Source organism: Neobacillus niacini NBRC 15566, assembly GCF_001591505.1.
Taxonomy (GTDB): Bacteria; Bacillota; Bacilli; order Bacillales; family Cytobacillaceae; genus Neobacillus; species Neobacillus niacini.
Window position 1 is genome coordinate 20140 of the sequence record NZ_BCVA01000049.1, and the last position, 20134, is coordinate 40273.

Annotated in this window: 24 protein-coding genes; 11 read left to right on the top strand and 13 right to left on the bottom strand. The window is 37.4% G+C overall.

Annotation, left to right across the window (positions count from 1 at the left end; genetic code table 11):
- Positions 1-304 precede the first annotated feature (304 nt).
- Positions 305-1714: an MFS transporter gene (locus tag BANA01_RS24310; RefSeq protein ID WP_063255019.1), complete on the bottom strand. Its 1410-nt coding sequence runs from the start codon at positions 1712-1714 to the stop codon at positions 305-307.
- Between the two features lie 370 nt (positions 1715-2084).
- Here BANA01_RS24310 and BANA01_RS24315 point away from each other — a divergent pair, with 370 nt between their 5' ends.
- Entirely contained in the window at positions 2085-2597 is a 513-nt protein-coding gene (locus BANA01_RS24315; protein WP_063255020.1) for a DinB family protein, read from the top strand.
- A gap of 132 nt (positions 2598-2729) precedes the next feature.
- Here BANA01_RS24315 and BANA01_RS24320 read toward each other — a convergent pair whose 3' ends face one another.
- The 3 genes from BANA01_RS24320 to BANA01_RS24330 all read right to left on the bottom strand — a co-directional run bounded on the left by BANA01_RS24320 (position 2730) and on the right by BANA01_RS24330 (position 4746).
- Positions 2730-3338: an exonuclease domain-containing protein gene (locus tag BANA01_RS24320; protein ID WP_063255021.1), complete on the bottom strand. Its 609-nt coding sequence runs from the start codon at positions 3336-3338 to the stop codon at positions 2730-2732.
- A gap of 116 nt (positions 3339-3454) precedes the next feature.
- Positions 3455-4024 (bottom strand): TetR/AcrR family transcriptional regulator, encoded by a 570-nt coding sequence (locus BANA01_RS24325; protein ID WP_063255022.1) that lies wholly within the window; start codon positions 4022-4024, stop codon positions 3455-3457.
- 14 nt (positions 4025-4038) lie between these two features.
- Positions 4039-4746: an MBL fold metallo-hydrolase gene (locus tag BANA01_RS24330; RefSeq protein ID WP_063255023.1), complete on the bottom strand. Its 708-nt coding sequence runs from the start codon at positions 4744-4746 to the stop codon at positions 4039-4041.
- Positions 4747-4989: 243 nt separating this feature from the next.
- On the opposite strand from BANA01_RS24330, the gene BANA01_RS24335 reads away from it, so the two are divergent.
- Together BANA01_RS24335 and BANA01_RS24340 are read left to right on the top strand one after the other, a co-directional pair.
- Entirely contained in the window at positions 4990-5505 is a 516-nt protein-coding gene (locus BANA01_RS24335) for a DoxX family membrane protein (RefSeq protein ID WP_063255024.1), read from the top strand.
- Between the two features lie 155 nt (positions 5506-5660).
- Positions 5661-6173 (top strand): DoxX family membrane protein, encoded by a 513-nt coding sequence (locus BANA01_RS24340; RefSeq protein WP_063255025.1) that lies wholly within the window; start codon positions 5661-5663, stop codon positions 6171-6173.
- Positions 6174-6497: 324 nt separating this feature from the next.
- On the opposite strand, the gene BANA01_RS24345 is transcribed toward BANA01_RS24340, so the two are convergent.
- Positions 6498-6728 (bottom strand): hypothetical protein, encoded by a 231-nt coding sequence (locus BANA01_RS24345; RefSeq protein WP_063255026.1) that lies wholly within the window; start codon positions 6726-6728, stop codon positions 6498-6500.
- A 254-nt stretch (positions 6729-6982) separates the two neighbouring features.
- Between BANA01_RS24345 and BANA01_RS24350 the strand changes: the two genes are divergently transcribed.
- Both BANA01_RS24350 and BANA01_RS24355 read left to right on the top strand, forming a co-directional pair.
- Positions 6983-7777, top strand: coding sequence for a nucleotidyltransferase domain-containing protein (locus BANA01_RS24350; protein ID WP_063255040.1), 795 nt, complete (start codon positions 6983-6985; stop codon positions 7775-7777).
- A 121-nt stretch (positions 7778-7898) separates the two neighbouring features.
- A complete protein-coding gene (locus BANA01_RS24355) occupies positions 7899-9200 on the top strand; it encodes an NCS2 family permease (RefSeq protein ID WP_063255027.1) in 1302 nt (433 codons plus the stop codon).
- Between the two features lie 38 nt (positions 9201-9238).
- Here BANA01_RS24355 and BANA01_RS24360 read toward each other — a convergent pair whose 3' ends face one another.
- A complete protein-coding gene (locus tag BANA01_RS24360; RefSeq protein WP_063255028.1) occupies positions 9239-9886 on the bottom strand; it encodes a hypothetical protein in 648 nt (215 codons plus the stop codon).
- A gap of 484 nt (positions 9887-10370) precedes the next feature.
- Between BANA01_RS24360 and BANA01_RS24365 the strand changes: the two genes are divergently transcribed.
- On the top strand, positions 10371-11879 hold the full coding sequence (locus BANA01_RS24365; protein ID WP_063255029.1) for an ATP-binding protein: 1509 nt from the start codon (positions 10371-10373) through the stop codon (positions 11877-11879).
- A 34-nt stretch (positions 11880-11913) separates the two neighbouring features.
- Here BANA01_RS24365 and BANA01_RS24370 read toward each other — a convergent pair whose 3' ends face one another.
- Positions 11914-12951 carry a GGDEF domain-containing protein gene (locus BANA01_RS24370; protein ID WP_063255030.1) on the bottom strand — a complete coding sequence of 346 codons (1038 nt, stop codon included), beginning with the start codon at positions 12949-12951 and terminating at the stop codon, positions 11914-11916.
- 175 nt (positions 12952-13126) lie between these two features.
- On the opposite strand from BANA01_RS24370, the gene BANA01_RS24375 reads away from it, so the two are divergent.
- A complete protein-coding gene (locus tag BANA01_RS24375) occupies positions 13127-13600 on the top strand; it encodes a hypothetical protein (RefSeq protein ID WP_063255031.1) in 474 nt (157 codons plus the stop codon).
- Positions 13601-14074: 474 nt separating this feature from the next.
- Here the strand turns inward: BANA01_RS24375 and BANA01_RS24380 are convergent, their stop codons facing one another.
- The gene (locus BANA01_RS24380; RefSeq protein WP_063255032.1) at positions 14075-14620 is read right to left on the bottom strand and encodes an HD domain-containing protein; all 546 of its coding nucleotides are present in this window, start codon (positions 14618-14620) and stop codon (positions 14075-14077) included.
- A 184-nt stretch (positions 14621-14804) separates the two neighbouring features.
- Between BANA01_RS24380 and BANA01_RS29715 the strand changes: the two genes are divergently transcribed.
- The 3 genes from BANA01_RS29715 to BANA01_RS30705 all read left to right on the top strand — a co-directional run bounded on the left by BANA01_RS29715 (position 14805) and on the right by BANA01_RS30705 (position 16085).
- Entirely contained in the window at positions 14805-14978 is a 174-nt protein-coding gene (locus tag BANA01_RS29715; protein ID WP_157411883.1) for a hypothetical protein, read from the top strand.
- A 126-nt stretch (positions 14979-15104) separates the two neighbouring features.
- The gene (locus BANA01_RS24385) at positions 15105-15884 is read left to right on the top strand and encodes an alpha/beta hydrolase (RefSeq protein WP_235847224.1); all 780 of its coding nucleotides are present in this window, start codon (positions 15105-15107) and stop codon (positions 15882-15884) included.
- 69 nt (positions 15885-15953) lie between these two features.
- Positions 15954-16085 (top strand): hypothetical protein, encoded by a 132-nt coding sequence (locus BANA01_RS30705; RefSeq protein WP_268875114.1) that lies wholly within the window; start codon positions 15954-15956, stop codon positions 16083-16085.
- Positions 16086-16102: 17 nt separating this feature from the next.
- Here BANA01_RS30705 and BANA01_RS24390 read toward each other — a convergent pair whose 3' ends face one another.
- On the bottom strand, positions 16103-16555 hold the full coding sequence (locus tag BANA01_RS24390) for a DUF2269 family protein (RefSeq protein WP_063255034.1): 453 nt from the start codon (positions 16553-16555) through the stop codon (positions 16103-16105).
- Between the two features lie 136 nt (positions 16556-16691).
- On the opposite strand from BANA01_RS24390, the gene BANA01_RS24395 reads away from it, so the two are divergent.
- On the top strand, positions 16692-17075 hold the full coding sequence (locus tag BANA01_RS24395) for a DUF454 family protein (protein WP_063255035.1): 384 nt from the start codon (positions 16692-16694) through the stop codon (positions 17073-17075).
- A gap of 35 nt (positions 17076-17110) precedes the next feature.
- Here BANA01_RS24395 and BANA01_RS24400 read toward each other — a convergent pair whose 3' ends face one another.
- The 4 genes from BANA01_RS24400 to BANA01_RS24415 all read right to left on the bottom strand — a co-directional run bounded on the left by BANA01_RS24400 (position 17111) and on the right by BANA01_RS24415 (position 19970).
- Complete coding sequence (locus tag BANA01_RS24400) at positions 17111-17620, bottom strand: GNAT family N-acetyltransferase (RefSeq protein WP_063255036.1); 510 nt, start codon at positions 17618-17620, stop codon at positions 17111-17113.
- 11 nt (positions 17621-17631) lie between these two features.
- Positions 17632-18141 (bottom strand): GNAT family N-acetyltransferase, encoded by a 510-nt coding sequence (locus tag BANA01_RS24405; protein WP_063255037.1) that lies wholly within the window; start codon positions 18139-18141, stop codon positions 17632-17634.
- 10 nt (positions 18142-18151) lie between these two features.
- Complete coding sequence (locus tag BANA01_RS24410; protein WP_063255038.1) at positions 18152-19153, bottom strand: glutathione S-transferase family protein; 1002 nt, start codon at positions 19151-19153, stop codon at positions 18152-18154.
- Positions 19154-19439: 286 nt separating this feature from the next.
- Positions 19440-19970, bottom strand: a complete 531-nt coding sequence (locus tag BANA01_RS24415) for a GNAT family N-acetyltransferase (protein ID WP_063255039.1) — start codon at positions 19968-19970, stop codon at positions 19440-19442.
- Positions 19971-20134 lie beyond the last annotated feature (164 nt).

The window sequence follows — 20134 nt, forward strand, 5'->3', positions numbered from 1 at the left end:
TAAATTACTCATAACAAAAGACTGACTTCTCGAGAGTGTTTTTCGCTTTAATTAATTTGTTTAATAAACCAACAAAATAATTACACACTTAGAATATACCCATTTTTTATATTCGTCAATAATTTTGTAAGCGGTTATAGTGGAAATGTTTTCTTTTCTTAGAAATGTAAGTTTGTTTGAAAACTATGATAGGCCGCTACGCCTTCTATTTTTTTACCCAATACGATTATCCCTTTAAGCATTAGGCAAAAAGGGAGAAAATTGAAAAAGGGAGCAAACAGTGTTTGCTCCCTTTTTAATATGATTATTTTGAATTACGTTTTGCAGCTAAATCAATTGCAAGTTGTTCAGTACGCTTTTTGTTTAATGGATACAGGAATACAATCATTAAGAATATAACAGTTAGTATTACTGCAGGTACTAATGTAGCAAGTGTATGAATTCCTTGTAACGTTTCAGCTGTTTGAGATTCAGCACCAGCATGGTAACCAACCGCTGCAATCGCTGCACCACCTACACCACCAGCAACTGCTTGTCCAATTTTACGAGCCATTGAGTAGATAGAGTAAACGGTTCCATCTTCACGAAGTCCTGTTAAATACTCATGGTAATCAATGATGTCAGTAACAAAAGCCCAAATAACTAGGTTGAAAATTCCATAACCAAACATACCAACTGTTAAAACTGCGATAAATTGTGTTGCTGTTAAGTTAGGTAAGAAATATAAAACGGCATATACAAGTGCTGCAAGTAAGAGACCAGCTGAAGCCACTTCTTTTTTACCAAATTTTGAAACTAACGGTTTTACCATTGGCATACCAACAAATACTGCCACTGATTGAAGAAGTCCAACCATACTTAATGCTTTAGCGTTTCCAAAGAAATCTTTAAATAAGTATACGTTTACAGTTCCAATTAACATAAAGCAAACCAAGAACAGTAAAGAAAGAGTAAGGAACACAATAAGTGGTCTGTTTTTACCAAGACCTTTTACAGTTTTCATAAAGTTTGCTTTTGGTTTATTTGTTTCATCCATTACAATACGTTCAACAGTTAATTTATAGCATGCCATATAACAAGCGATTGCAAGAACACCGAAAATGATAGCTCCTAAAAGGAATCGATTTGCATCTGCTTTATTGTCAACAAACAAAATCATTGGTCCAACCACGTTAATGATTAATCCAGCTAAGTTCCCGCCTAATGTTCTCCAGCTTGATAATGCTGTACGTTCAACAGGATCAGCTGTCATAACAGAAGCCATAGAGCCGTAAGGAATATTAACAGTAGAGTATAAAGTTCCCCAAATAATATAAGTTACATATGCATACGCAAGGTAAAATCCATCAGACATTCCCGGAATATGAACAAACATTAATACACCAGTAATAACGAGTGGAAATGACATTCTAAAGATCCAAGGTCTGAACTTTCCATTCTTTCCTGCTTTTCTTGTATCGATGAAACGACCCCATGTAATGTCAGCAACTGCGTCCCATAAACGTGCGATCAGGAATAGTCCCCCGACAGCAGCTGGATTAAGACCATATATATCGGTGTAATAAACCATAAGGAACGCTGCAACTAGGATAAAAAAGAAATCGTTTCCAAAATCACCAAATAGATAACCTAACTTATCTCTCATCCCAAATGGGCGTACTGCGTTCCCCGCTGATTGTGGGGTTTCTACTTTCTTTTGTAATGCTTGAGCCATTGTGAACCCTCCCATAAAATAATTGTAAAATATTAATTTAAAACGTTTACATAATTGCAAATTGCTTAGAAACCGATATTGTGAAACCATTTACTTAAAAACAAAATTTGTTATCTCGAGATTGGTTATACATTCCATTTAATTTGTTCATTGAACTAACAAATTAACTGTACACATAGAATATCACCCTCCTTACTATTCGTCAATAACTTTTTGTAAACGTTTTTAAATTTAATTTTTACCATCTTCAGAAGTATCAGTATTCAGGAAAAATTAACGCAATGAGCAATCAAAGTATTTATTTAGCTTTGAAAAATATGGTAGGCTATTTCTATGGGGTTTCAATATTTCGCAAGGGAGAATGGGGAAAATGCTAAAACGTCCATCAAAAAGTGAGTATCCAAATTATTATGTACCATATGTAGATTTAGTTCCTGAAGCTGACTTAGTTCAGCTGCTTGAAGAGAATCTTCAAAAGACCATTGCTCTTTTTGAAGGCCTCTCTGAAGAAGATAGTTTACATCGGTATGCTAAGGGTAAGTGGAGTATTAAGGAAGTACTTGGACACATTGCTGATACAGAAAGAATTATGAGCTACCGTCTATTGCGTGTTGCCCGTGGTGATCAAACACCTTTAGCAGGTTTTGACGAAAACGACTACGTCCAAGCGGCACAATCAAACAACTTATCACTTAAAACCATCCTAGAAGACTTCAAGGCAGTACGAAAAGCCACCATCAGCCTAATCAAAAACCTCCCAGAAAACACATGGGCAAACATTGGAAACGCAAATGGAACGGAAATCACAACCAGAGCCATCGCCTACATCATCGCCGGCCACCAAATGCACCACTGCAAAATCGTGGAAGAAAGATACTTATAATCGTCAATAACGGTGACAATAACGGTGACAGGCACCACTCGTGGACACTGTCCACCTAGGGTGGACAGTTAAAAAATAAAAATAAAAACAGACCAAATCGATGAGGTTTGGTCTGTTACTGTTTTGCCTGTATTATCCCATTTTGGTTCGGGTGGCTGCTGGCTGGTATTTTCTCATTGGTCCATTTTCGAGTACTTCATGAAGATAGAGATTTCCATTAGGACTTGTTTTTCTGAGCAGGTCCATGAGGTATGTAATATCGTCAAGTGCTCTATGTGTTTGGTGGTTTGTAATTTGGTGTGCTTGCAATAGCGTTAGGAGTTTACCATTTGGAAAGCCATAGTTTTTCCATTTCACACCCCGCATGGTGCAGTACCACTTTAAATCATTCACTTCAGGGTACATATGATAGAGAAAGCTTCGATCAAAAGAAGCATTGTGGGCAAAAACAGTATCTGCGCGATGGAAATAAGTTTTTATCTTACCATCGGTGAAACTCTTCCCTGCTACCATTTCATAGGGAATACCATGAATTTGGTACGCTCGGTCATAGTTCCTTCTAGCAGAACTAGTAAGTGGTTCGCGCAAGAAAGAATCTTCTTCAATAACTTCTTGGATCTCTCCCGTATCCGTTCTATAAGAAAATAATTTAAGTGCAAGTTCTATTACTTCGTCCGTAGTCGGACCTAATCCTGTGGTTTCAACATCCAATACTAACCCTAACTTCTCAAATTTACCCATAAATTTCATTCCTTTGAAATTATTAATAGAACTATTATAGCATCTTTATAAATAGAAAGGCTCGCCAATAGGCAAGCCGTTTAATAACTAATATTGGAAACTCTCGCTGTCGTACTCTAATTTTTCCGAATCCCATTAATAAACGCCTTGATGATTATCTCTAAACTCTCATCCAAATTTAATGCCATTTTAAAACCGCCACTCTTTTCTAAAGAAGAAAAGCCGTGTAAAATGCTTCGAAAGCCTCTTACTGCATGTAAGGCGGTTTCGCCTTCTAACCGATATGCCTGCAAAATGCGAACGGTGAGATCAACGATCTTAGAACCTGTAAGCTGAACCTCCTCATCTTCCATATTCGGCGCCATCAAAGTTGCCTCATATATCCCAGGGTGCTCCCGCGCAAAATGAACATAGGCTTTACTTATAGCCATTACAGCTTCATCTCCTGCGACTCCAATCGCTGCTTGAGCTAATACCTCATATAGCCGTTCAATCCCATATATCGCCATTTTTTTTCTTAAATCACCCAGTCCGTCAAAATGGTTATATAAAGAAGGCGGACGGATTCCTAATTTCTTAGCTAGATTTGCGAGCGTAACTTCTTGAGTCCCGAATTGGTCCGCTATCTCCGCTGCAGCATCCAAAATCTCTATTAATTCAAGTGCAACCTTTGGTCTCGGTGACATTATCTCTAACTCCCTTATTTCAATTTCCGTTCCAGATTCTTAATAGCCCTTTCCATTTCAACAATTGGATTCTCCAACATTTCACCATGTCCAACAGCAAGAAGCTTTGGCTGATAGCTCACTAACTTCTTTGCACTGGCTAAAGAGGTTTCTTTACTCCATGTACCAAAGGCTGGAAACGGAAACCATGGCTTCACGTCTCCAGCTACTGCTATCCCGCCTCTAGTTTGATAAGCGTCCCCTGCAATTATAGCCTTCGTACGAGTATCAATAAAAGACATCGAACCCGGTGTATGCCCCGGAGTTTCAATGGCTGCCAACGATCCAATCAGGTCTCCTTCCTTCATTAGTATATTGGCTCTGGTTTTCAGCTTTTTTGGAACTCCGCCCTTAATCGGTGTTTGGGGCTCATGCTCATCAAGCGAAGTGTCACCATTCAATATTCTGTTATCCCTTACTGAAATATAAACTGGTACATCCGGGAGTTCTTCCTTTAACCTATCTAGTGCACCCACATGGTCCTCATGTGCATGGGTTAAAATGATTTTCGTAATGGGCTTCCCAATCGTTTTGGATGCCCTAACGATTCCCTTCATACTATATGGCAGGGCTGCATCCAACAAGGTTAATCCTTCCTCTTCCGCGACCAAATAACAATTAACCGGAAACACACTTGCCATAAACGTCACTTGATATAAAAAACCGTTATTGAGCATTCTCACAATCCCAACCCCTTTTAACTAATCATGTTAGTTAAATTATAACTAACAGCATTAGTTTTATCAAGTAAGTTTTATAAAAATTATCCTGCTTTTAAAGCCCAAAAAGTCTTGTTTACAATTTGTTCAAAACTTTTTTACAGATATGTGAAATAGTGAACAATTTACCCTAAATTCAAGATTTATTTGTTATATTAGCAGTGTAATAAATATTTAAAACATATTTAACAAGGAGATGGCTTTAAAATGTTTATGAACTTTTTAAGAGAAAATAAAATTGCGGCTGGAATTTTAACAGTCTTACGTTTATATCTAGGATATTCTTGGTTCACTGCAGGACTAGGGAAATTACAAAGCGGTGCATTTGATGCTTCCGGCTTCTTAAAAGGAGCAGTTGCTAATCCCGTAAAAGGTCCAGATGGCAACATGGTTTATAGCTGGTATGTACACTTCCTTGAAAGCTTTGCTCTACCCAACATTGATGTATTCAACTTCGTTGTTCCCTGGGGCGAAACATTAATCGGTTTAGGACTCTTACTAGGATGTTTAACAACAGCTGCAATGTTCTTTGGACTAGTAATGAACTTTTCATTCTTCTTAGCTGGTACGGTATCTCACAATCCAACTGATATTTTCTTAGGTTTCATCATTTTAACCGCTGGATATAACGCAGGTCGTGTGGGTCTTGATCGCTGGGTAATTCCTTTCATTCGAAAAACAATGAAAACACAAGGCAAAAACAAAGCAAAGGCAACAGCCTAACAGCTCGGGGTCTTTTTCAATCAAGGTGTTCAAGATTCTGACAAAACATTTCAAACAAAGTGTGAACTTATCACTACAGTCGTGTTGTTAACCCACAAATTCTTATATAGTGAAACTATCAAATACAAACTAATTCTTGAAGGGCGGAGTGCTTTATGTTTAACAAATTTTTGAGAGAAAATAAAATTTCTGCGGCTATTTTAACTGTCATTCGTTTATATCTTGGTTATTCTTGGTTCACAGCTGGTTTAGGAAAATTAACTGGCGGCGGTTTCGACGCTTCTGGATTCCTAAAAGGAGCGATTGCTAATCCAGTAAAAGGGCCAGATGGCAACATGGTTTATAGTTGGTATGTACACTTCTTAGAAAGCTTTGCTTTACCCAACATTGATGTGTTCAACTTCATTGTTCCTTGGGGCGAAACATTAATCGGTTTAGGACTGTTACTAGGATGTTTAACAACAGCAGCCATGTTCTTTGGTCTAGTAATGAATTTCTCTTTCTTCTTAGCAGGAACTGTATCTCATAACCCAACTGACATTTTCTTAGGCTTCGTTATCTTAACAGCTGGATACAACGCAGGACGGATTGGTCTTGACCGTTGGGTAGTACCATTCATCCGTAAAACAGTTTTAAAAGGCAAAGAAACAGCAAAACAACACGCATAACGAAAAATGCCTCAATCACATGCTGATTGAGGCACTTTTTTATTAATAGCTTTGTTAAAGTCTGATGTTGATTTATTGTGTTTGAAAAACAAACGGAAAAATACCGGCTAAATTGGGAAATACCCATATTACCTTAAAAATAAGGGGAGTTTTTCCTTTTAAATGATCCAAATCTTTGAATTTTGTCTTGTTTAGAGCAGTTAACCGGAATATCTCCGCTTAAATCTGAATCTTAAGCTTCCTCTATATACATTACCGGAAATTCTCCGCCTAAGAATTCTCATGCCTACACGAAAATCAACGATAGATCATAACTGAGCCTTATTAATAACTATTATCTTCTTCAGGATTTTCAAACCCGACACGATCTTGATACCAATTAGTGATTTGCGTTAGAATAGCAAATACGAAAAAGAAATTCATCGCCCAAACATTAATAAATGGTGCTAAGCCGCCAAATTCAATTCCATGATACCCTTTAATTTTCATGACGATCAGTGATTCTATAAAAATTAAAACAAAACCCAAGACACCAGCAACAGCCATTCTAATCATTCCGTTCCCTCCATATCTATCGATTATGTTTTTCCAATATATAAATTTGACAATTATGTGAACTTTTTTATATCCCTATTATATGGCAAACTTACTAAGAACAACAACAAAAAACATTTGTGATTTGAAAAGAAAATTTTTTTAGATATGAAGGTTCGTATGTGCATACTATAGTGTGAATATGTTTGGTGTTAATAACCAAGGGAAAGCTAATGGAAAGCAAGCATTTAATATATATAAACGAGGTTTTATTCATGGTAGAACATATCTTACAGGTTCTTCAAAAAATTGAAAGAGAGTATGATGTGAAAATCCTCTATGCCTGTGAATCTGGCAGCAGAGCCTGGGGCTTCCCTGATGAAGAAAGTGATTATGATGTCCGATTTATTTATGTTCATAAAAAGGATTGGTATCTCTCTATTGATCAGAAGCGCGACGTGCTGGAAGTCCCGAAACACGATAAGCTTTCCATCCAAGTAGACAAGCTGCTGGATTTGAATGGCTGGGAACTAACCAAAGCTTTACGGTTATTTCGCAAATCAAATCCGCCCCTGCTGGAATGGCTCCATTCAGATATCGTATACTTTCAAGAGTCCTCTGCCTTTAATAAAATGAAAGAGCTAGAAAGCCAAATCTTTTCTCCCAAATCTGGTATTCATCATTATATAAAAATGGCAAAAGGGAATTACAGAGATTATTTACATCGAAAGGAAGTTAAAATAAAAAGATATTTCAACATCTTCCGGCCGCTGTTAGCAGCTAAATGGATTGAGAAGCATCATGCATTCCCCCCGATTAAATTTACTCAACTTTTAGACGATATTCTTTCAACCAGTGAGATTAAAATTGTACTTGAGGATATTATTAAACTAAAAATGGCTGGTGAAGTACTTGATCCAATCCCACGAAAAGAAATGCTCAATCCATTCATCGAATCGGAAATGGAGCAGTTAGAACAATATGTAAAGGAAGTATCTGAAAAAAAGGACAACCCCACTGAACAGTTAAATCAATTGTTTCGGGAAACACTTGATGAAGTTTGGTGGTAAATAGAAATTGCCACTTGAAGATAGTGGCAGTTTTTTATTTTCATGGAAAGCTTGAAAATCCGATTAAAAACGAATATTATATAAAGGTTGTTTATAAATGTTCGTGTTTTGGAGGAAACCTATGTTTAAATTAAAAGAAAACCAAACAGATACAAAAACAGAATTGCTTGCGGGAATAACAACCTTCTTTACAATGGTCTACATCGTGGTTGTTAACCCAGTTATTCTCGCGGATGCAGGCGTTCCGTTTGAGCAGGTCTTCACTGCAACCATTATATCCGCAGTTGTTGGGACACTTTGGATGGCTTTGTGCGCAAATTATCCAATTGCCATTGCACCAGGAATGGGACTTAATGCTTACTTCGCTTATTCTGTCGTTGGCGGCGGGCACAATATTAACTACGAGACAGCCTTTGCTGCTGTTTTTATTGCCGGTATTATTTTCGTCATCCTATCTTTAACACCTTTTAGAGAGAAATTAATCGATGCGATTCCCGATAACCTCAAACATGGAATTACAGCAGGTATCGGTTTATTCGTTGCTTTTATTGGACTAAGACTTACACATATTATTACTGCCCATCCTACCAATCTAGTCGGATTGGGTGACCTAAAATCTCCTTCAGCCCTCCTGGCAATAGTGGGTTTAGCAGTTACACTCATTTTGATGGTGCTCAGAATCAATGGTGCTTTATTTTTTGGAATGATTATTACTGGAGTCATTGCCTTTTTTACGAACCAACTTTCATTTGAACAAGGATTTGTTTCGTTACCATCTCTTCCTGAGGGTTTTATCGTAAGCAATCCACTAACAGCTTTAACGGATGTCATTCAGCACAGTCTATATGCAGTAGTCTTTTCATTCATTTTAGTAACAATCTTTGACACCACTGGAACCATGATTGGTGTTGCTAACCAGGCGGGATTAATGAAAAATGGAAAATTACCACGTGCACGTCACGCATTACTCTCTGACTCTGTTGCTACATCAATTGGAGCGATGTTTGGTACGAGTCCAACAACCGCCTATATAGAATCCACTTCAGGGGTGGCAGCCGGCGGGCGAACAGGATTAACTTCCCTTACAGTTGCGATTTTGTTTATTCTTTCGGCATTCTTTGGACCTCTCGTCAGTGCGGTATCTGGAATCTCTGCGATTACAGCGCCTGCCCTTATTATTGTCGGAAGTATGATGATGGGAAGTATTGCGAAAATTAAATGGGATGAACTAGATGAAGCTTTTCCGGCATTCCTTGTTATTCTGAGCATGCCGCTGACATCCAGCATTGCCACCGGCATTGCACTGGGTTTCATCAGCTATCCGCTTCTAAAGATTGTGAAAGGAAAATGGCGTGAAGTTCATCCGCTTCTATATGTTTTCGCTGTTTTATTCTTTTATCAACTTGCCTTTTTACCACATTAAAAATGGAGACCCAACCTCTAAGTTGGGCTCCATTTTTTTTAAAACTTATTAGGGAACTGCTTAATAATTCCGTTTGTAAGGAAATCGGCCATATGCATTAGATGATTTTGATTTTTGTCTAAAGCAGCAATGTTCTGATTCCAAGCCTTATTAAGCTTGGCCGCCACACCTTCTGTAATCAGTCTTAAATGCATATACAGCATGTTATTTAATTCTTTTTTATTGTAATTCGGATTCGCAGCACTTAAAAAGTTCGTAATATCATCTGCGTTTTTAAACCATTCATCATTGTATTTTTTGAAATCAGGCTGATTCCCACTTTTCGCTGCTGCCACTACCTTACCGGCAATTAGAATATGATCTCTTAACAGCTGTGCAAGCTTGTTACCTGCCTCCTCTCCATAATAAGGCTTAATGGCATTCCCGAGATCGTCCTGGTTTTTCAATAATCTTGCTAGTACTTGTTCTTGGTCCTCTAAACTCGCTATGAAACTTGTTACAAACTTTTCTGTCCAAAAAGCGTGTTCAGTCCAAAGTTCCCTCATATCCACCCTAAGCTGGACAGTTTTGTGACTTAGCTGCTGGGTTTTAGGAACAGTAAGTTTACTCCCTTCAGCATTTGTGAACGCTGGGAAGACTAATAAAAATGAGAGAAACAAAAACAAGATTTTCGATAAATATTTCATTCCATTCATCTCCTAATAATAAATTTCACCGGACAATTTATTATTAGATATTTGATCCATTTTCACTCATACAGGAAAAATTTGATTTTACCATCTTCATAAATTCCACATAAGTTCTCTATAACTTCTACAAATGTTTATCCTATTATAAAGATAACTTATTTGAGACTTAGGTTTTAGGAACCTTATTCTTAAAAACTTCCCATAATTTGATTGGTACCCGGGTACCAATCCTTTTTTTTTGCCAATTAGCCATCTTCACAAATTCCACACAACTTCTTTATAACTTCTACAAATGTTTTTCCTATTATAAAAGTAACTTAATTGAGTCTTAAGGTTTAAGGAACCTTATTCTTAAAACTTCCCATAATTTGGCCTGGTACCCATGTACCAGGCTCTTTTTTTGCCGATTTTAACAAAAACTTTTAAATTTTAAAAATAATAGTAGAATGGTGGTATATAGATATAAAGGGGCAGAGTCTTTGTGGTTATCAATCATAAAATCAGAACCATTTCCAAAAAATTAATCATATACATACTCCTTACTCTCGTTCCATCGGTATTAATCAGTTACTACTTTGCAGATCATCAGGTTAAGGATGCGATGATTCAAAATAAAAACAGAGCTCAAAAATATGCCAATACACATGCAATTAACATTGAAAACTTTTTGGGAGAAACTGTGGGCAGGTTAGAAATGCTTGCTTCTTCCATCAACATTCAACATAGTAATCTTACGAATATCGAAGCGATTCTTAAGGATACCCAAGCTAAGGACTCTAGATTTTCAGGCTTTTACTTGACTAATTCCTCAGGCGATATATTGATCAGTACGAATCCAATAACATCCATTATCAATGTCGGTGACCGCCCCTATTTCCAGCAAGCTATTAATACGGGACAAACAAGAATATCAGAGGCTCATATTGGCAGGGTAACAGGGCGTTATATCATAACCATTGCTACACCAATTGTCCAACATAGAGTGACAGAAAGCGTCCTGCTCGCGAGCCTGCGAATAGATGAAATCGAAAAGTCTTTAAACGGGTTCATTCATGAAGAGTTTATAATGGTTTCTGACTCTGACAATCAAACCCTTATAAAAGCAGGACCCTTAGCAAATAAAGATCATACTGTAAAATCTAGTATCGCGATAACCCAAGTTCCTTGGACGATTTCAGCCTTTGTAATCCCTGAACATAATTTTTCCTATAAAAATATATTTTTAAAGTATCTCGTGATCTTCCTTACCATTACCAATATCATATTTTTGCTTGTAAAATATATTCTTTTAAGAAAAAGAGTAGAACATGAACAAAAACAAACCGAGATACAAAAACTTGAGTTAATTGGCAATCTTGCTGCAAGTACGGCGCATGAAATCAGAAACCCCCTAACCGGTATAAAGGGGTTAATCACGCTATTAAGTGAGGAACATCAGGATCAAAATTCTCAGTATTATTTTGGCGTGATTCAACAGGAAATAGACCGTATTAATGGGATTGTCAGTGAATTACTTGTCTTAGGTAAACCAACCACTCACACATTAAAAACATATGACGCAAAAACAATTATTAAGGAAATTGAGCCGATTATCCAATCCGAAGCCAATCTAATGAATGTTGAGCTGATCATTCATTATGCAAACGGTGAGCTGCCTATTTCCTGTGTAAAGGACCATTTGAAGCAAGTTATTCTAAATCTATCAAAAAACTCTTTACAGGCTATGCCGAATGGCGGGAAATTGAAGATCATACTAGAGAAGCATGCTCAGACTTGCGTGATTAGAGTGAAGGATACAGGTGTTGGCATGCCAAAAGAGCATTTAAGGCATGCATTTAGTCCATTTTTCACGATGAAAAAAGACGGTTCTGGACTTGGATTGACCGTTTGCAAACGGATCATCGAATCTTTTGGCGGACAAATAGGTATGGATAGCAAGCCACATATTGGAACGCAAGTGGAAATTACATTTCCACTAATAGATAAATAAAATGACAAAAAGGTTAGTGCACTGGCACTAACCTTTATTTAATATAACTAACTTGGTTTCTGCCGCAATTTTTGCATTGATATAGACCTTTGTCAGCTCGGTTCAATAAAGAATCAATACTGTCACCATGTCTAGAATGGGTAACTCCAAAACTTGCTGTAAGCTTTCCTGCCCCCTTGAAATGATGATCAGCCCCTATTTTTCTTAGATCCTCCGCAAGCTTAACCGTTTCTTCCCCTGCCGTACTAGAGATGATAATAAACTCTTCACCACCCCAACGTCCAAAAAGCTCTCGATTGATTAGCTGCTGCTGGATGAGTTCTGCTAATTCTACGAGAACTTCATCACCAATTTTATGCCCGTAATTATCATTCACTGACTTAAAATGATCAATGTCAAAGAAAATGATAGAAAAGCCTTCTCTCTTTTCCTCAAAATTCTTGAGTTTCTTTTCAAGCCATTCATCAATCCGCAGACGATTGGCTATTCTCGTTAAAGAATCGTAATAGGCGTGCTTTTTAAACATTTCAAGATCTGCATAAGTCTTAAACACATGCTGAGCATAGTAGAGAACAATAATGTAAACGAGGTTAGCAAAGTAGTACTGCCCCAGCGAATCAATCGATTCTGTGGAAAGAACATGTAAATACATGATTCCCATAATAAAGGTGGTAAGAAATATTACGATGGAGTAATATAACCCCCGTTTTGTCCCAAGGGTTAAGAAAAAGAACAAAGTGATGATTGGCATCCAGATGATAAAATCTCCAAGAGACCCGCCATCTACAACCATATAGTTACGGACTGCGTCAAAAAAAGTCGTAACATGATAATAACTAACCAGTGCCAAGTTGGAGTATTCAGTGAAGGGTATAAACAGTCTTTTGTACAGAAAAAACCAACTCAAGCTAAACCAAATAGTAAGAATGTTATTAATGGTAAACTCAAATAGGTGTACGCCATCAACATTTTGTAACAGCGTATTTGAGATGAGAGAAATTACAATACATGGTATAACCCATAAATAGATGCGGATTTTAAGCTCATTAAGTGATTCAAATCTCGTTAACATTTGATGATCTCATCTCCCACCTACACCCCTATCACCTATTATATCAAACATATTATAAGGAAAACTATATTGTGGAAACTGTTAAAAATTTTAGTTTACGGGCAAATTGAAGTATCAAATCCCTGTATAAACCATACGCGGACGGACATATTAAAAAATAAAAAAGGAAAAATAGATGATAGGACTTTTGATTGCACTGGCCGCCTTTAATTTTTTGGGTTTTAAAACAAATAAATTACTAAGCGGGAACCAAATTCTTCATATTTGGTTATTTACGATTGCCTTTCAGGTGCTATTCGATATTTTTATTGAATTCAAGTATCATGCTTACTGGTACTTTGACAAAGAATTAGACTGGCGGGGAGTTCTCCCTCATGTGTTCCTCATTCCCCCAGTAAATATGGTTTTTCTAAATTGGTTCCCTTATAAAAAGGGATGGAAAAAACAATCCATTTATTTAACTATTTTTGTGATTACCATTTTAATCTATGAACTTATTACCCTGCTGCCTCACCCTTGGGGATACTTTCATTATGGCTGGTGGAAACTGTGGCATGCAGCTATCCTTGACCCTATACTATTACTTACCTTATTGGGTTTCTATAAGTGGATTTGCCATTTAGAAAAGAAAGCTTGTTCCAATTATTGATTTGGTCTAGCGTCTGTTCTGATGACGACATGTGAAGCTGGTTTTTAACTTCATGAAATTATACATGACATTGGCTTGTCTGCCTTTTTTTGAATGGGGATTTCTTTTGGGATGAAGGCATTCTGTGAACGTTTTATCGCAGTAACAAGAGGAGTATCCTTTTTTTAGACAAAGGTCATGTTTATAACAGCAGGAATCTACATCATTAACAGGAGCTCCTGGACCGCTGCAGCCAGGTCCACACCAGTTATACCCTGAAAAAATACAGAACCGAAACGTTTTTCTTCTACAACTCATATAATCACCTCCTTTTAATAATATATGTAGTTGCTAGACAGTGAGGACAAGCTAGTATCCCGGCTGTATGAAAAAATCACCTTTACGTGGGCACGCAAAAAAAGGAAATCTGTCTGATTTCCTCTATAACTCAAATTGGTTATTAATAAATATGTATGAAGTTACGGATCCTTTCCCCTATTTCAATTCCCCAAAAAGTCTATCTACTTCATCTCGTAATTCGGTTAATAAATCAAAATCAGATTGTACCCCCAAACTATCTACCACATTCGTGTAATACCACCTTTGCTGTTCTTTACCCGCATTAAATCTGATCCAAACCTCTTCTCCAACTTGTTCATAATCTCTTATAATGGAACGGATATTATGAAGTTTATCTGCACAGACTACAGCTCGTATATCCTCAGAGGCCGTTTTTAAAAATTCAATTGTATGTTCCTTTCTAGCTTTCCATGGAAGGGATTTATCAGGTTCTGAACTGCCTTCAACAATTTTTGCAATGTTTGACCCAAAGTCCCTTTTGATTTCATCCAGTGTCAGCGGCGTATCTTCAACCGTATCGTGTAAAATTCCAGCTGCAACGATCTCTTCGCTGTACCCTTTTTCTAATAGCATAAAGCCTACAGTGACAGGGTGTGTAATATAAGGAATATCCGTGTTTTTCCTATATTGTCCTTCATGACTTTTACTAGCTGCCAGCAGAGCCTTTTCTAAAATATCCACTTTTTGACCTTCCTTCCATCATTCTAACAATCTTCTATTTTTACCTTATTTCATCATGTTATACAAATCTCCTTCTCACTTTTCAATATAAAAATTTATTTCAATAGAAAATAATGTATTTGTCCAAACACATACTTTTATAAAAGCATATTCTGTAGTACAAGCTTGAAAGGGGGGATATGAAATGAATAATAATAGAAGACAACGTGATGAAGAGCGCAGAGAAGTCAGAAGAGTATTTATTGATGCAGAAGAAGTTATTATCCGTGCTGATAGAGTAAGAATTGTTGGCGATGATAACAGAAGAGAAGACAGAGATGACAGAAGAGAAGACAGAAGACGCTCGTTCTGGTTTTAATTAGTATGTCTAGGGATTAATTGATTCCTCAGGCTGGTGAGACAAAAAATCTCACCAGCCTGTTTTTATCTCTCCTAAAAGTTATTGAATATGGTAAATTATTCAATATAAAAGAAAGCAGGTGGTATGATGTTAGAAAAATTTCAAGTTTATATGTCCTCATTCAAACAAGATAGAATGATTAGAGTCTATTTACCTGAAAGTTATCATGAATCACATAAATGTTATCCTGTATTGTATATGCACGACGGTCAAAATGTTTTTGAAGATGAAGGTGCCATTAAAGGGGTATCTTTAGGTCTGAAAGATTACTTGGAAGAAAAGAAGGTAGAAATCATCGTGGTAGCGATTGATTTAAATCCTGAAGGAGAAGAACGTATTAACGAGTACTGTCCATGGAAAAATGGCGCCATCGCCGAAAAAATCATTGGCCAGCCAAGCTTTTCAGGCGGCAGGGGTGAACAATACTTGGCATTTATCGTAAATGAACTCAAACCGTTAATAGATGATAAATACCGAACAATCCATGAACATACTTCAATGGCAGGAATTTCGTTAGGTGGACTTATCTCTACATATGCAGCCTGTCGATATCCACAAATTTTCAAGCGAATTGCGGCGATATCACCTGGATATTATAGGAACCAAGAGGAACTTGAGGTATTTGTAAGAAATTCTGACCTGTCTGAAATTGAGAAGTTTTATATGGATTTTGGCACCCATGAAATACGTGATGATGAGGAGCTTAATAACCATTTTACAGATATGATTCAATCCATCTATGAAATCGTGAGCAGTAAAATAGTGGATACCCGCTTTGAAACAATTCAAAATGGCGAGCACAACTATACATCGTTTAAGAAGAGAATTGGTGAAGTACTATCCTATCTTTATTCTGATTTGTAAGCTTAAACAGGTATGGTCAAGGAGAGACCATACCTGTTATGTGAACATAATTTTTATCTTTCGGTCATTATGACGCATATTGTTACGATAAACCCGGCTCCTGCCATTTATCGGCACTATGATCCTATTATTGTTACCATTAATCCTGCTCTTTTCATTTTGGCACTTGAACCTTATGTTACTCAAGCAATCTGTGTTTAAGTCTTCTTTAGAGTATACTAAAATGGTTTTAGTATCATTAAAGCAATAATCACAATAAAAATAGCATTTTCCAAATGTTCATAGCGAAAAAGTATTTTTGATAAACGATAATATTCTTCAGGAATTTCATCGTCTTTATGTGACGCTAATAAAGCCTTAACTGGTTTGGATCGAGGTGATAGAACAAGCGGACCAATTGCCAGTGCTGCTAAAAATAGAATAAGACTTGTTACATACCAGCCCATACGAAACAAACTAGGATTCATAAAGCCCATAATTAAACCTGTGATGAGTAACAGCGTTCCGCCCACCATAACAAAAATATGCAGTTTATGTCGTATGGCATAAGAATGTCTTAACTCCGTCATCGTTTTTCCTGACTTTACAACGGTCGTTAAGATAAAACCGGGACCCATTCCCATAATCGCAGAAAAAATATGTAAAACTACTATAATTTTATAGAAAGTCATTTAATCAACCTCCAAACTTGACTTCACTATTTTAACATAATGGTGGTTGAAACGGTTTTTATGTACTTATTCTGTCAAAAAACTTTCTATTTTTAAATGATATAATATAGGAAATAAGACAGAAGGGGCAGCAAACATGCGCAAAATTATTAAATTTCTATATATCATCATCGGTTTTATTGCCCTAGGCTTAGGCGTTTTGGGTCTTGTTTTACCAGTGTTGCCGACAACTCCTTTGCTTCTCTTAGCCTCCTACTGCTTTGTGAAGGGGTCTGAACGATTCGAGCGCTGGTTTAAAGGGACAACTCTTTATAAACGCCATTTAGAGACTTTTGTCAAAGAACGGGCCATGACATTAAAACAAAAACTTTCGATCCTGCTATTTGCTGACGTGATGATCGCTATTCCTTTTTTTATCTTAGAAAGTTTTTTCGTCCGGCTCATGCTGGTCTTGATTGTTTTTTATAAATATTATTACTTCATTTATAAAATAAAAACGGTTCCAGAAGCAAAAAAATAACCGAGAGCCAAGGAGTCGCCTCCGAGCTTTCGGTTTTATATTGAACGGCAATATCTCAGTGATACGTACTCTTCACCTTCTACGTTGCCATACCCATTTTGTTCTTGTTGAAAAATAAATCCTCGTGCTTCATAGAAAGGGATACCCATCTCATTCCCTTTATGTACGGAGACCCACTGCTCACTCGCGTTAAATTCTTCTTTCTGCTGTTTCGTAATCGCTTCAAGCAAGTTGGTTCCAATTCCTTCATTGCGCCGGTTGGGATCCAAATACAGCACAAAGATTTCTCCTGCTGTCTCATTGATCATTCCTCCCCCGCCAGCACCAACTACGTTATCATTTTCGACCGCTACAAAGTAGCCTCCCCAATACCTGCTGGATTTGGTTACTTCATCCAATATTCTTTCGGTGTTGTAAAATTCACTTATGATTCTCTCTATATATTCTTTTGAATGTGTTTCACCGTATGTTGATTGATATCCTTCAGAACACACTTTTGCTATGCCTTGAACATGAATAGGGTTTGCTTTGCAAATGTTAATCATGGGATAACTCCTTATTCTTGATTAAGGGAAAGTCGATAGGCTTTTACAACGATTCCATCGTCAGCAGGTTCAAAGTCGTACTGTGGCAATCGTTCAAATCCCATTGCTTCATATAATTTCATTGCCGTTTCCATGAATTCTCCGGTATGCAGCCCAACCGCCTGATAGCCCTTCGCTTTAGCCCGCTTAATGCATTCAGCAACTAAAGCTGACGCAACACCTTTACCTCTCATTTCCGGTGATACAGTCAGCATTCGAATTTCCGGATAATCTAGTATTTCTACATTTCCTTCATAGGCATCGATTTTAGCTGGAAACAGGACGACGCTTCCCGCAATCTTCCCATCAATTTCAGCTACTATTCTCTCAACACCTGGAAGTGTATCACCCTCTGATAATATTGCCTGCTTAAGAGCCAGCCAATGACCTTCCGGAATTTTTGCTGAATGTTCTACATAGGCGTTGACTCTTTGCTCTCGTAAATAAGGTAATTCAGTTTCCATTGCTTCACGAATAATCATCACTACGCTCCTAATCAATTAAAAATTTTTCTATCTTTTTGCTTAACTGATGACGATTGTGTTCCGAATAAAGTCCAGATAAATCCGGTCCTTTTGGCAAAATACCATTATGGCCTTTTTGATCATTGCTAGCTATATGATTCGAGAGATGGTAATGTCTCTTTATGGCGTCAAAATCAGTGGTATCGCCAAAACCAGGTGTTTGATATAAATCCCTTAGATAGCCCCAAAGATGTGGGAAATCAACAATCCGGTTACGATTGGTTTTAAAAGCAGAATAATAAGCCGCATCAAAGCGAATTAATGTTGCATATAGACGGACATCTGAGTCAGTAATATAATCTCCAAATAAGAAACGTTGTTTCGATAAACGCTCCTCTAATTCATCTAATCTTTCAAATAAAGTATCGTACGAATGTTCATAAGCTTCCTGTGACTGCGCAAAGCCACACTTATATACCCCATTGTTCACTTCATGAAAGATAACATCGTTTAAGGCATCAATCTCACTCCGTAAAGATTCGGGATATAAATTTGGTGCATTTTCCTTATGATAGGCAGACCATACAGTTTCTAAATAGTTCGTTAGTTTGAAATAGTCATTGTTAACAACCTTTTGTTCCTTCATATCCACCATCACAGGAACGGTTGGCCTGCCATCGTAATCCGGTACAGTCTTTTTATAAATTTCACTCATATAGCGAATGCCTAATACAGGGTCTACCCCGTCCTCATCTAAAGAAAATTCCCAGTCTACATGCGGAAGTTTAGGCCTCATCGGGCTAGCCGTACCTAAACTAATTACTTCTTCTAAACCAAGAATTCTCCTTACAATCACTGAGCGATGTGCCCATGGGCAGACTGCTGACCATAATAGACGATATCGCCCTGCCTCTACAGGAAGCTCGCCTTCACTGCAGCCGAACGGTGTGTTAAATCTATTTTTCTGCCGCTTAAACGATCCATCCCCGCTAATTTCAGCAGCAAGGCTGCCTTGCTCTTTTTGTACCATTTCATATGCACCTCTTTTTATAGTTTAACTGTGATATAACGGAATGTTGATTTCACTATGTATGAAAAATAAACGGGAAAATTCCGGCTAATTTGAGGAATACCCTTATTTTCTTATAAATAAGGGCAGCTTTTCCGCTTATATGCTCCAAATCCTTCGATTATGTCTTATTAAGAGACGTTAACCGGAATATCTCCGCTTATTTCTGCTTCTTAAGCCTCCAAATAGACATTAGCCGGAAATTCTCCGCCTATGATTTCTCTTACCTACACGAACCATACGTTCATTATAAATGCAGCACCCGATGTTCATCGTCCAAGTAAACTCCATTTAGTTTCATAGCTTTTTCTTCGTACCCGAATACTTTAAATCCAAGTTTCGTATAAAGCTTCTTCGCAGGTTCATTGCTTGCCATGACTGATAGATTTATTTTTTCAATTGCTTCTATTGATTTTGCTTTATCGATTGCTTCTGTGAGCAATGCTTCTCCCACACCAGCTCCCTGTTTCTTTGGAGTCACGTACATAGCAAAGATGTTTGCTCTGTGCTGTATTTTCTCGGCTTTTTCTTGGATGAGCGTTACAACACCGATTAGCTCATCCCCATCAAACGCTCCAAAAGTATAATTTCCTTCTGTCGAGAGGTTACTTTCAACCTGGGCAATCGGATTTTCTCTTTTTATCGCGTCTTCATAAGTCGTTAGAAAAGCTTCCGGAGCCTCCTGTAGAGCCTCTAATCTAAGATTCCAGTATTTCTCTGCGTCTACTGCGCTTAGCTGTCTAATTTTCACGGGGCACCCTCCTTTTCCATAAATCATATACCTACTATATTACTAAAATTCAAAAAAGATAGATAATAAAAAATATTGGTCTCTAACTGAGGCCAATTTATTGAGGAGTCGTTCATGATGACCATTTTTCAAGTTTTATATGATATTCGGGCTTCATGGGACCTTCATGATGACCACTTTTCACTTTTTCG

What these genes read in the sequence shown, in the direction of transcription:
- BANA01_RS24415 (WP_063255039.1), bottom strand. Translation starts at nt 19,970, where the DNA reads ATGATTTATGGAAAAGGAGGGTGCCCCGTGAAAATTAGACAGCTAAGC.
- BANA01_RS30705 (WP_268875114.1), top strand. Translation starts at nt 15,954, where the DNA reads ATGACGCATATTGTTACGATAAACCCGGCTCCTGCCATTTATCGGCAC.
- BANA01_RS24410 (WP_063255038.1), bottom strand. Translation starts at nt 19,153, where the DNA reads ATGGTACAAAAAGAGCAAGGCAGCCTTGCTGCTGAAATTAGCGGGGAT.
- BANA01_RS24360 (WP_063255028.1), bottom strand. Translation starts at nt 9,886, where the DNA reads ATGAAATATTTATCGAAAATCTTGTTTTTGTTTCTCTCATTTTTATTA.
- BANA01_RS24370 (WP_063255030.1), bottom strand. Translation starts at nt 12,951, where the DNA reads ATGTTAACGAGATTTGAATCACTTAATGAGCTTAAAATCCGCATCTAT.
- BANA01_RS24335 (WP_063255024.1), top strand. Translation starts at nt 4,990, where the DNA reads ATGTTTATGAACTTTTTAAGAGAAAATAAAATTGCGGCTGGAATTTTA.
- BANA01_RS24340 (WP_063255025.1), top strand. Translation starts at nt 5,661, where the DNA reads ATGTTTAACAAATTTTTGAGAGAAAATAAAATTTCTGCGGCTATTTTA.
- BANA01_RS24315 (WP_063255020.1), top strand. Translation starts at nt 2,085, where the DNA reads ATGCTAAAACGTCCATCAAAAAGTGAGTATCCAAATTATTATGTACCA.
- BANA01_RS24395 (WP_063255035.1), top strand. Translation starts at nt 16,692, where the DNA reads ATGCGCAAAATTATTAAATTTCTATATATCATCATCGGTTTTATTGCC.
- BANA01_RS24320 (WP_063255021.1), bottom strand. Translation starts at nt 3,338, where the DNA reads ATGGGTAAATTTGAGAAGTTAGGGTTAGTATTGGATGTTGAAACCACA.
- BANA01_RS29715 (WP_157411883.1), top strand. Translation starts at nt 14,805, where the DNA reads ATGAATAATAATAGAAGACAACGTGATGAAGAGCGCAGAGAAGTCAGA.
- BANA01_RS24400 (WP_063255036.1), bottom strand. Translation starts at nt 17,620, where the DNA reads ATGATTAACATTTGCAAAGCAAACCCTATTCATGTTCAAGGCATAGCA.
- BANA01_RS24355 (WP_063255027.1), top strand. Translation starts at nt 7,899, where the DNA reads ATGTTTAAATTAAAAGAAAACCAAACAGATACAAAAACAGAATTGCTT.
- BANA01_RS24375 (WP_063255031.1), top strand. Translation starts at nt 13,127, where the DNA reads ATGATAGGACTTTTGATTGCACTGGCCGCCTTTAATTTTTTGGGTTTT.
- BANA01_RS24350 (WP_063255040.1), top strand. Translation starts at nt 6,983, where the DNA reads ATGGTAGAACATATCTTACAGGTTCTTCAAAAAATTGAAAGAGAGTAT.
- BANA01_RS24405 (WP_063255037.1), bottom strand. Translation starts at nt 18,141, where the DNA reads ATGATTATTCGTGAAGCAATGGAAACTGAATTACCTTATTTACGAGAG.
- BANA01_RS24385 (WP_235847224.1), top strand. Translation starts at nt 15,105, where the DNA reads ATGATGTTAGAAAAATTTCAAGTTTATATGTCCTCATTCAAACAAGAT.
- BANA01_RS24310 (WP_063255019.1), bottom strand. Translation starts at nt 1,714, where the DNA reads ATGGCTCAAGCATTACAAAAGAAAGTAGAAACCCCACAATCAGCGGGG.
- BANA01_RS24345 (WP_063255026.1), bottom strand. Translation starts at nt 6,728, where the DNA reads ATGATTAGAATGGCTGTTGCTGGTGTCTTGGGTTTTGTTTTAATTTTT.
- BANA01_RS24325 (WP_063255022.1), bottom strand. Translation starts at nt 4,024, where the DNA reads ATGTCACCGAGACCAAAGGTTGCACTTGAATTAATAGAGATTTTGGAT.
- BANA01_RS24390 (WP_063255034.1), bottom strand. Translation starts at nt 16,555, where the DNA reads ATGACTTTCTATAAAATTATAGTAGTTTTACATATTTTTTCTGCGATT.